10 protein-coding genes are annotated in these 11,638 nt (G+C 36.7%); 9 read left to right on the forward strand and 1 reads right to left on the reverse strand.

What is annotated here, in order from left to right:
- Window positions 1-119 precede the first annotated feature (119 nt).
- Window positions 120-1,553, forward strand: coding sequence for a glycoside hydrolase family 1 protein (locus tag ALLST_RS0103485; RefSeq protein ID WP_019892673.1), 1,434 nt, complete (start codon window positions 120-122; stop codon window positions 1,551-1,553).
- A gap of 162 nt (window positions 1,554-1,715) precedes the next feature.
- On the opposite strand, the gene ALLST_RS11005 is transcribed toward ALLST_RS0103485, so the two are convergent.
- Window positions 1,716-2,543 carry a MerR family transcriptional regulator gene (locus ALLST_RS11005; protein WP_019892674.1) on the reverse strand — a complete coding sequence of 276 codons (828 nt, stop codon included), beginning with the start codon at window positions 2,541-2,543 and terminating at the stop codon, window positions 1,716-1,718.
- An 81-nt stretch (window positions 2,544-2,624) separates the two neighbouring features.
- On the opposite strand from ALLST_RS11005, the gene ALLST_RS0103495 reads away from it, so the two are divergent.
- From ALLST_RS0103495 to phoU, 8 genes are all read left to right on the forward strand, one after another.
- Entirely contained in the window at window positions 2,625-3,278 is a 654-nt protein-coding gene (locus ALLST_RS0103495) for a YitT family protein (RefSeq protein WP_211215113.1), read from the forward strand.
- 373 nt (window positions 3,279-3,651) lie between these two features.
- Window positions 3,652-4,515, forward strand: coding sequence for a DUF2971 domain-containing protein (locus ALLST_RS0103500; protein WP_019892677.1), 864 nt, complete (start codon window positions 3,652-3,654; stop codon window positions 4,513-4,515).
- A gap of 126 nt (window positions 4,516-4,641) precedes the next feature.
- A complete protein-coding gene (cls, locus tag ALLST_RS0103505; RefSeq protein WP_019892678.1) occupies window positions 4,642-6,231 on the forward strand; it encodes a cardiolipin synthase in 1,590 nt (529 codons plus the stop codon).
- Between the two features lie 1,387 nt (window positions 6,232-7,618).
- Window positions 7,619-8,443: a phosphate ABC transporter substrate-binding protein PstS family protein gene (locus ALLST_RS0103525; protein WP_019892682.1), complete on the forward strand. Its 825-nt coding sequence runs from the start codon at window positions 7,619-7,621 to the stop codon at window positions 8,441-8,443.
- Between the two features lie 59 nt (window positions 8,444-8,502).
- Window positions 8,503-9,369, forward strand: coding sequence for a phosphate ABC transporter permease subunit PstC (pstC, locus tag ALLST_RS0103530; RefSeq protein ID WP_019892683.1), 867 nt, complete (start codon window positions 8,503-8,505; stop codon window positions 9,367-9,369).
- A gap of 63 nt (window positions 9,370-9,432) precedes the next feature.
- Window positions 9,433-10,230: a phosphate ABC transporter permease PstA gene (gene pstA, locus ALLST_RS0103535; RefSeq protein ID WP_211215114.1), complete on the forward strand. Its 798-nt coding sequence runs from the start codon at window positions 9,433-9,435 to the stop codon at window positions 10,228-10,230.
- Entirely contained in the window at window positions 10,227-10,982 is a 756-nt protein-coding gene (gene pstB / locus ALLST_RS0103540) for a phosphate ABC transporter ATP-binding protein PstB (RefSeq protein WP_019892685.1), read from the forward strand. The genes pstA and pstB overlap by 4 nt, the downstream gene beginning before the upstream one ends.
- Before the next feature lie 10 nt (window positions 10,983-10,992).
- The gene (gene phoU, locus ALLST_RS0103545; protein WP_019892686.1) at window positions 10,993-11,628 is read left to right on the forward strand and encodes a phosphate signaling complex protein PhoU; all 636 of its coding nucleotides are present in this window, start codon (window positions 10,993-10,995) and stop codon (window positions 11,626-11,628) included.
- Window positions 11,629-11,638 lie beyond the last annotated feature (10 nt).

The following is an 11,638-nucleotide window of genomic DNA, read 5'->3' on the forward strand; positions in this document are numbered from 1 at the left end:
ATAGAAATAGATCAAACATCTGACGATCGATCATTCAATTGTTCATAGAATTTATTGAACAGGATATGAGATTTGTTGGTCGATCGTTAGGTCGATATAGATCAAACAAGGAGATTAAAATGAGTTTTCCAAAAGATTTTAAATGGGGCGCAAGTAGCTCTAGTGCTCAAATTGAAGGGGCATATGATGTAGATGGAAAAGGTTTAACGACTTGGGATTATGAAAAGAAAAAAATTAATCCTGGAACTTGTTCGTTTAAATATGCATCTGATTTCTATCACCACTACAAAGAAGATATCGCTTTAATGGCAGAAATGGGCTTTAAGATGTTTCGTATGTCCATTTCTTGGGCAAGAATCTTTCCAGAAGGGGAAGGCGAAGTCAATGAAAAAGGAATTCAATTCTATAAAGATGTCTTCAAAGAATGTCATAAACATGGAATTGAACCTTTAGTAACGATTTATCATTTCGATCTTCCAGCCGCTTTAGAAGAAAAATATAATGGTTGGCATTCTCGCAAAACGGGCGAAGCTTATGTCAACTACTGCAAAGTTTTATTCGAAAACTTTAAAGATGATGTTCATTATTGGTTAACGAACAACGAATATAACGTCATGATCTATTATGGCGCAATCGATATGATGACTGGAAAAGCGAACGATTTAAATGCTTTATATAATACAGGTCATATCCAGCTCGTTTATATGGCAAAAGCAATTTCTTTATGCCATGAACTATGCCCAGATGCCAAAATTGGTCCCGCTCCAAACTTATGTGCATGTTATCCAGCAACCGCAAATCCAAAAGATACAATTGCGGCGATGAATATGGAAGATCTGCGCAATAACATGTGGGTGGATCCACTTGTATTTGGTGAATATCCAAAATCGATCAATCAGTATTTCAAATACAACAATATCGTATTAGATATCCAAGATGGCGATATGGAAACGATGAAAAACTGTCATCCTGACTTCATCGGATTTAACTGCTACGGCGATGAAACGATTGAACATTGTGACTTTTATGAAATGGATTGGGATAGTTTAGTTGGTGCAGACAATCGTGATATGTCATATCTAGTCAAACTGACAGAAAAACCAGGTGTTGGAAAAGCCATCAGCAATCCATTCTTTGAAGTGGGTGAAGATGGACACAAATTCGACCCTTATTGCATTCGTGTAACAGCGAGAAAGTTAAGTGATCGTTATCGTTTACCTGTGATTATTACTGAAAACGGCTATGGTCGCCCAGATACACTAGAAGAAGATGGAAGTGTTCATGATCGTTATCGTATTGAACATTTAAGACGAATGATCGAAGAAATGAATACGGGTATTGAAGAAGGGGCACTCTTATTTGGATATTGCCCATGGTCTGCCGTCGATTTAGTTTCAACACGTGAAGGCATCTCTAAACGATATGGCTTTATTTATGTCGATCGTGATGAAGATGATGAAAAAGCAAAAACTGCCGAAATGAAACGTTATCGCAAAGACAGCTTCTATTGGTACAAAAACGTCATTGCTTCTAATGGCGAAAAATTGGACTAATCATCGATCCAGTCATGTTTCTGATCTCAAAAGTTGATTCAATCAACATCGTTTGATCAACAAAATTAAAATTCTAAAATAACAAAACCGTTGTGTTCTTCATCTTTCATAAGATGGAAAACCAACGGTTTTTATTTTGATTCATCCTAAATCAGGACAGACTTAGTGTTCGTCTTGAATATAGAACATGATTTTAGTGATATATTCGTTTTCATTTGCGGTGGAGAGATAGTCATTCATCGCAAACTCATACGAATTTGAAATAATCGTCAAATGATGAGTTTGGCAATAGTCTAAAATTCGTTGATACGAGGTTCCAATCGAAAGATAGTCTCCCGTATGATAAGTATAAACGCAACGTCCTGGTGGAAGCTCGATCACGCCATCGATATGATCGCTTTTTTCAATCGAAAGAAAGGCATGCGAAGCTTCTGTATAAATTCCTTGCAAAATGTTTTGATAAGGAACTATGACGCCACTTTGAAAGAAAATCGGCAAATGTTCTTTCGCCGCTCGAACAAAGCATTCCTTAGTGACAATGCTGACCATTTCTAATGTATAAGGTGCAGGGACGTCTTGAATTAAAATAAATTGTGAATCGACATCATCCACTAAAACTTGATCACCACGATCAAAAATATCCATGGAACGCTCAATTTGGTTTAAGCGATGTTCCACGCGACTTTTAATAAGTTCTAATTCTTCGATTTGTTGATTGATCGAAGATAATTGTTTGCGCAAAGCAACGATCGAGCGATCACTCGTAAAGCTTTTCATGTTCTCTTTAATCTCATTTAAAGAAAAGCCAATTCTTTTCATGATACAAATGGCATCTAAAGTATCGAGTTGGTTAATGTTGTAATAGCGATAACCATTTTCCGGATCGATATAGGCAGGACAAAATAAGCCGATTTTATCGTAGAAAATCAATGTTTGGCGGGAAATGTTTTGAAGCTTGGCAAGTTCTCCAATAGAAAAAAGGTCTTTCATGTTCTCTCCTTGACAGTATAGTTACTATATAGTTTATCTTAATCTTGTTCAGTTTAGAACCCATGAAGGAGGAGGATTCATTTGTCACCTCGTATGACGACAATGTTGAAGAAATTGTCTGCCGGATTGACGATCAAAAAAATATTGCTGATCTTACTAGGCGCAATGATTTGCTCATTTGGAATTCACAACATTCACCAGCGAACAAATATCACTGAAGGTGGTGTCATTGGATTGATGTTGTTCGTCGAACATTGGCTAAATATTTCACCAGCTTATATCACCCCGATCTTGGATATCGCTTGTTATTTACTTGCTTTTAAAGTTTTAGGTGGAAACTTCATTATTATTTCTTTAATTTCAACAGCTTTTGTTTCTGGATTTTATAAAGTTTGGGAATTGTTTCCGTTCATGCTTCCTGATTTATCCGCCCATCCATTGTTCGCAGCAGTTTTAGGAGGAATTTTTGTTGGGGTAGGCGTTGGCTTAATTATTCGCCAAGGCGGTTCAAGTGGCGGAGATGATGCATTAGCTTTAGTGATTTCCCATGTTACTCATTGGAAACTCTCTAGAGCTTATTTGTTTACCGATCTTACTGTATTATTTTTATCCTTATCTTACATTCCATTTGGACGAATTGTCTTTTCATTAGTCACTGTAACGATTTCATCTTATTTAATTGATTTCATGAATGACTTTGAATTTAAACCAAAAGAATCTAAACAAACCGCTTAGATTGATCAAATCACGCAGAACACTCGAATTGAAAATCTAAAGATTCAAGATTTGTCTTTGATCGAATAGAACCACATTTAGATTTGCGCAAGAAGCAAATGTAGATGTGGTTTTCTCATGTTTGTTTTATATAAACAATGCGGATCAGCGAATTACGATTATTGAAAATGACGCAAATTACAACTGTTTCAAAAGTTTGAAAAATCAGTTAATGTGTCCTATTTTTTGCTTGTTTTGCTTACTTAGATACGGTTAGATAGAAGTAGAAATAGATATGACTCAAGACCGATCGATTAATAAATGAGTGCTTATAAATAAACAGAAGTTTTAGATTGTATATACAAAAGAAAGCAATGGTTTTGGAGGGAATTCTATGCCGAAATATTTATATCGATTTATTAGTTTTGAAGATTTTATTAATCTTGTGATCAATAATAAAGATCGCTTTATGCGCCCATCAGCTTGGGATGATGGCTACGAAGCGTATTTGTTTTCGCATCTCGATTCACCAGAGGATGTGCGAGATATCGTCACGCAGATGTGTAACGAAATCGATTTAGAAGACTATTCCGTTGTCTATGATTACTATTTCCGTCTATGGCATTCTAAAAACTTTTCTTATGCGCAAAGCTGGTCGGAATATGATGAAACGGATGCAATGTGGCGTTGTTATTCGCATCATAAAAAAGCCATTCGCATTCGTACAACCGAAGAAAAGTTACTCAAACATGCAAAACAAATCTTTCCATCAGAACAACATTTTGATGTTTTATTAAGAGAGGTGATGTATGACCTCGATCAAAAAACAAGTATTCATCAACAAGTCGAACAGATGACAAAAAGCAAATCGCCAAGCGAAACGTATTTCCATAAACGGGCTGTTTTTCAACATGAAGAAGAGTTTCGTCTATTAATAACCGATAATTCACAATATAGCCATGAATATTTTATTAGTGAAGAAGTTAAACCTAATATCGAAGAACAAATCAAAGGAATAACGGATCAAGAAGAAATCATCGATCTGATCACGGATGCCATTTTATCGATTCGTAAGTCGTATCGAACCAATGTAAATGATCAAGCACTCATCAAAGATGCTGGCAATCTTTCTGAATTTTTAGAAGGGGTCATGGTTCATCCGCAAGCTCAAGATTGGTATGTCAAAATTATTGAGGACATCTGTTTACAAAAAGGAATTTCGTTTGAAGGACAATCTCAAATCTATAAGCTGAAATAATGAAAGGTGTCTTCTAGTCCTATAGGTTTTTCCATGATATAGTGACCTGTTGTGGATCGTTTTAAAGATGTGAGTATCAAAACGATCAAATATTGAAAAAAAGTAAATAGAAGAGGGGTTGTCGTATTGTCAAATTTGTCCAATAAAGAATTACAGAACAAAGGGATTAGACTTTTAAAAAAAGGACAAAAAGGTATTATTCATGCGATGTTCAGTCGCCTTGGATTAATTATCTTATTGTTAGTGATCCAAGGATTAGCGCTATTTGGCGTCTTCATTTGGTTTAGTCAATTTTTACCCCATATTATTGGTGGTGTTGCGTTATATTCCATCATTATGGTGCTGTATATCTTGAATAGCCGCATGGATCCGACTGCCAAAATCACTTGGCTGGTCATCATGATGATTTTACCTGTTTTTGGGGCAATGTTATTCTGGTTTACCAAAAGTGAAATTGGCCATATTGCTACAAAAAAACGTGTCGAACAAGTGATCGAAGAAACGGGAAATGAACTCAGCCAAAATCAAGACATCCTCGAAAAACTTAAACAAGACAATCCGGGAGCTGCTTCATTAGCGACATATTTGAATCGCAGTCATTGCCATCCAATCTATGATCAAACAGAAGTAAAATATTTTCCTTTAGGGGAAAATAAATGGGTAGAAATGCTCAAACAACTTGAACAAGCGAAAGACTTCATCTTTCTAGAATATTTCATTGTGGATGAAGGATTGATGTGGGGAACTGTACTCGATGTTTTAGCGCGCAAAGCTAAAGAAGGTGTCGAAATCCGCATGTTGTATGATGGTACATGCGAATTTAGTTTATTACCGCATAACTATCCAAAAAAATTAGCCGAACTTGGTATTCATTGTAAAGTATTTGCGCCATTCACACCATTTGTCTCAACTCACTATAATTATCGCGACCATCGCAAGATTATGGTGATCGATGGCAAAGTCGCTTTTACAGGTGGAGTTAACTTAGCAGATGAATATATCAATACACGAGAATTACATGGACACTGGAAAGATACAGCGATCATGCTGAAAGGAGAAGCAGTAAAAAGTTTCACATTAATGTTTTTACAGATGTGGAGTTTAGATGAAAAGACACTTGACTTTGATCGCTTCTTAAATGTCCCTGCACCATCGAATCCCAACACATCTGGTTATGTGATTCCATATGGCGATTGTCCGTTGGATGAAGATCGTGTTGGGGAAATGGTTTATATGGATATCTTGAACCGTGCAACTGATTATGTGCATATCATGTCACCGTATTTGATATTAGATGGTGAAATGGAAACGGCATTGAAATTTGCGGCGGAACGGGGCGTTGATGTAAAACTCATTTTGCCAGGAATTCCGGACAAACATTCACCTTATGCATTGGCTAGAACGCATTATGCTTCTTTGCTGGATTCAGGTGTGAAGATCTATGAATATACTCCAGGATTTGTTCATGCTAAGGTATTTGTCAGTGATGATCGCGAAGGTGTAGTCGGAACGATTAACCTAGATTATCGTAGTTTATATCATCATTTTGAATGTGCTTCATGGATGTATGACACACCAGTCCTGCAAACGATTGAAAAAGACTTTCAGGAAACTCTAGCAAACTGTCGTGTAGTTACATACGATACGATTAAATCGCAAAAATGGTATGAAAAACTACTTGGAATTGTTCTAAAAGTTGTTGCGCCATTGATGTAGATGAAACGAAATGGATAAAAATTTAAAACTAAAAAAGAAGTGTTGAGCTTTTAATAAAATTTATAGATTGAATTCGATTTTTTACAATAGAATCGACAGGATGCGGAAGATCTAGATGGTTTTCCGCATTTTTTTGCAGTCCATCTTTTAGACGATATAAAAAAGCAGAAACCATTCATGAGAAGAAATTCTCATTGAGTTTCTGCCATTGAAAGACAACAAATATGAGTTGGATTAGAAATTTTCGTTTTTTAGCCAGAAGAATAATTTTGTGTTATTTCTTCTTACCAATAGACCAAACGCCCCAACAACCGATCAAAATAAAGAGCACATTGGCAATTTGTGTATATTGATATAGATCTTGATATCCAAATTGCAAAAATAGGAGTGCTGCTCCTATGAATAAGTATCCCCATTGGATAAACGGATATAATTTGAATCCAAAAAGGGAAGTCACTTGTTTCATCATTACTGACATACAGCAATAGAACATACATAAGGCTTGTATGTAGCGTTGTTGGGTAATTGATTGAAAAATAAAAATGATCCAGGCTCCGATCCAAATGAGAAGCCAATTCAAATCTGGATTAGGATCTCTTTTATGCGTAAACATTGACGTGAATAAATTCCTTGTTTTCTAATCCAACCTGCTTTGAAGTGATTTTAGTTTGAGTTGATTTGAATGTATGCATGGTCACAAAAGATATAGACAGAATATAAGAACATGCGACCACAAGAGGTATTTTATTAAACATACTGTCTCCTATTCTATAGACGGCAAGAATGATTGATTCCTCGTGATCATTGGCCGTCTACTTATAGATTGCACATTGATCCGAGTATGTCTATCAGGTATTTTATACATTGCATATTCACAACCTTCGTTATTATTTTATATTTTAATTATAACGTTTTTTTATGTTGTACAACATGTTTATAAAAAGGATTTTTATATGGAATAAAGAACTTTTAATGTCTGCATGTATGTACGTTACCCTAAGTCAAGGCAAATGTTTTAAGAGAATGGCTTGGAAAATCTTCTTTATACTCGTTTTTTTGCTTGTAAAGGTGCCATAGACATCTAATAGTTTTCAAAAAATTTAAATAAGAAGGCGTTCTTTTACGCATCAACGATCAGAAATATCGTTGATTCACTCAATAAATAGAGACAAACAATCTTATAAAAGTAAATATATAATCCAAATAGAACAAATTGCTCGGTTTTCGATGAAGAAAATCGAGCTTTTTTGACGAGGAAATTTGCACTTTTTATTTAACTTAGAATTTACAAACTTTGTATTCTGAATTTCACATACGAATCTTAAAGTCTAAGTCGTGACAAGGGAAATCAAGAAAAAAAGAAATTGTTAAAAGGAGACATTTAAAAATGAACAAAACGATGAAAAAAATGATGGTTGCCGCTGTTTCAATGGCAATGCTTGCGGGATGCAGCAATTCCAACAGTGGTGGAAAAGGAACAGTAACAACTGATGGTTCCACTTCCATGGAAAAAGTCATCGGTGCTTTAGGAGAAGCGTATCAACAAGAAACTGGTGTAGGATTCACTTACAACCCAACAGGTTCTGGTTCTGGGATTAAAGCTGTACAAGAAGGACGTTGCGATATTGGACTTTCTAGCCGTGCTTTAAAAGATGAAGAAAAAGAATCTGGATTAACTGAAACAGTTCTTGCTTACGATGGAATCGCAATTATCGTCAATCCAAATAACACAGTAGAAGATTTAAGCTTAGAAACAATTGCTAAAATCTATACTGGAGAAATTAAAAACTGGTCTGAAATTGGTGGAAAAGATGGCGAAATCGTTCTAATTGGACGTGAAGCTGGTTCTGGTACTCGTGATGGTTTTGAATCTATCACTGATACTGAAGAAAAATGTCAGTACCGCCAAGAATTAACATCTACAGGCGACGTGATCACAACAGTATCTCAAAACGAAAATGCAATTGGTTATGCATCTGTAGCATCTGTTAAAGATACTGTAAAAGCAGTAAAAGTTGATGGTGTTAGCCCAACTGAAGAAACAATTAAAGATGGTAGCTACGTCGTTCAACGTCCATTCGTATTAGTCACAAAAACGGATGGCAAATTAAGCGATGCAGCAAACAAATTCTTTGAATATGTAACTTCTGCTGATGCATGCGATATCATCACAGCATCTGGCGTAGTCCCTGCTTACAAAGAAGGAAAATAAGATCACACACGATAGCGACGTTCCTTTTGGGGCGTCGCTATTTCGATGAGGAAATGTTGATGAAGAAAAATCAATTATTAGAAAAAATCATACATGGTGTGTTCTTGATTTTGGGGCTGATTACAGTCGGGTGTGTTTTGTTGATCACGGTATATCTTGTGATTTCAGGATTACCGGCGATTCAAAAAATCGGTTTAACAGATTTTCTGTTTGGAACGAAATGGGCCTCTACCGCATCAGATCCAAAGTATGGAATTCTACCATTTATTTTGACGAGTATTTATGGAACTGCAGGAGCAATTGTAATTGGGGTTCCAATTGGATTTTTGACTGCAGTTTACCTCTCTAAAATCGCTTCACCAAGAGTGAAATCCGCTATGCAAACAGTTGTCAGCATTCTTGCTGGTATTCCTTCTGTTGTTTATGGTCTTGTCGGAATGCTCGTTCTCGTTCCGGGAATTCAAGTGATTTTTGGTGTAGCCGATGGTGCAAGTTTGTTGGCAGCGATCATCGTTTTAGCCATCATGATTTTGCCTTCCATTATTAAAATGTCGATTACGGCTTTAGATGCTGTTCCAAAAGAATATGAGGATGCGTCTTTAGCGTTAGGGGCAACACCAATTGAAACGTATTTTAAAGTTTCGGTTCCAGCCGCAAAAAGTGGGATTGCCGCTTCTGTTGTACTGGGGGTAGGTCGGGCAATTGGGGAAGCAATGGCCGTTATGATGGTTGCCGGAAACGTCCCCAATATGCCAAATTCACTATTCCAGAGTGTTCGTTTCTTAACGACTGCTGTATCGAGTGAAATGGCTTATTCTAGTGGCTTACAACAACAAGCCTTATTTTCGATCGCGTTGGTACTCTTCTTCTTTATTATGTTGATCAATGCGACGTTAAATTTCTTTTTGAAGAGAGAAAAAGAGTAATTTATGTTGAATGAATCATTATCCAAGAAAAGAAAAACCTATGAGTTGGTGATGAAAGGCCTCATGTATGTTGCGGTTTTTTCAACCGCTGCATTAGCGTTATTTCTGTTGATCTACGTTCTTGTAAAAGGAATTCCAAACATTTCATGGGAACTTTTAACAACGAGTCCTAGTTATATCTCCCAAAAAATTGGGATTCTTCCTGATATTTTGAACACGATTTATATCGTAATTGCCACACTTGTCATTGTTTTACCTTTAGGTGTTGGTGCCGCAATCTACTTAACCGAATATGCAACAAATAAAAAAATTGTTGCGATCATCGAATATGCAGCAGAAACATTGTCTGGTATTCCTTCGATTATTTACGGTTTGGTCGGCATGTTGTTGTTTTCGAATAATATGGGAACTTGCTTAATGGCTGGGGCTTTAACTCTAGTGATTATGAACTTGCCAACGATTATGAGAACAACACAAGAAAGTTTAAAAACTGTTCCTCAATCTTATCGCGAAGGTGCATTTGGTTTAGGAGCGGGTAAATGGCGTGTCATTCGCACAGTTGTATTACCTGGTTGTGTGGATGGGGTTATTACTGGATGTATTTTATCTGTCGGTCGTATTCTTGGTGAATCTGCCGCGTTATTATTCACTGCCGGTTTTGCGCATGCATTAAACGGCTTTGTTCAAGGCTTATCTTCACCTGGGGCCACACTGACCGTTGCTTTATATGTCTATGCCAAAGAACAAGGTGAATTTGGCGTCGCTTTTGCGATCGCATCTATTTTAATGGTACTCACCGTAGTGATTAACTTTGCGGCGAATTTAGTACAAAAGCATTTTGCTAAAAGGAGAAGTTCATGAATAATATCGTAACTGTAAAAGATATGAATCTTTGGTATGGCGATCATCAAGCACTCCATGATATCAAAATTGAAATTCCAGAAAAGAGTATTACAGCCTTTATCGGACCTTCTGGTTGTGGTAAATCTACGTTTCTTAAATCGCTCAACCGTATGAATGATTTAATCCCTGATGTCAAAATTACAGGGGACATTTGCTACGAAGGGAAAGACATTTATCAAAAAGATGTTGATGTGAACTCTTTACGTAAAGAGATTGGTATGGTGTTCCAAAAACCAAACCCATTCCCAATGAGTATTTATGACAACGTTGCTTATGGACCAAGAACGCATGGGATTACCAATAAAGCGCAACTTGATGAAATTGTCGAACAAGCACTTCGTGATGCAGCGCTTTGGGATGAAGTCAAAGATCGCTTAAAGAAAAATGCTTTAAGTATGTCTGGTGGACAACAACAGCGTTTATGTATTGCTCGTGCGTTAGCTGTTCAACCTAAAATCTTATTGATGGATGAACCAACTTCTGCACTTGACCCAATTTCTACATCACGTATTGAAGAGCTCGTTATGCAATTAAAAGAAAAATACACCATTGTTATGGTTACGCATAATATGCAACAAGCCGTTCGTGTTTCAGATTACACGGCATTCTTCCTTTTAGGAGAACTCGTTGAATTTGGAAAAACAGATGATATATTCTCAGTTCCAAAAGATAAACGAACAGAAGATTACATTACAGGAAGATTTGGTTAAGGGGTAGAATATGAGAAATAGATTTGTCGAACAGCTCTTTGAGCTCAATCGCGAAATTATTGAAATGGGCGCGATGTGCGAAGAAATTATCGCTTCTGCTTCAAAAGCTTTAATGACTAGTGATCTCGAACTTGCTAAGCAAGTCAAAGAAAACGGAAATAACATTGACCAAATTGAACGAGATATTGAAGCTCGTTGCATGAAGCTGATGTTACATCAACAACCAGTCGCAAAAGATTTACGTTTAATCTCTGCTGCATTGAAAATCATTACCGATATGGAACGAATTGGCGACCAAGCAGAAGATATTGCCGAAATTGTTATATCTTTAGATGGATATACTTTAGACGATGACGGCGTCATCGAAAAAATGTCAAAAACGACGATGCAGATGGTTAGCTTTGCAGTGGATGCCTTCGTTAAAAAAGATGTAGAAATTGCACAAAAAGTTATTGGTCAAGATGATGAAGTTGATGCATACTTTAAGCAAGTGAAACGAAACATCATTGAACAAATCGCCACAGATCACTCGGATGGAGAAGTTGCTTTGGACTTAATGATGGTTGCTAAGTACTTTGAACGCATCGGAGATCATGCGACGAACATTGCAGAGTGGGTGATTTATTCGGTGACAGGTACACACTAGGAGGTGTCCC

The organism is Allobaculum stercoricanis DSM 13633, from assembly GCF_000384195.1.
Lineage (GTDB): Bacteria > Bacillota_I > Bacilli_A > Erysipelotrichales > Erysipelotrichaceae > Allobaculum > Allobaculum stercoricanis.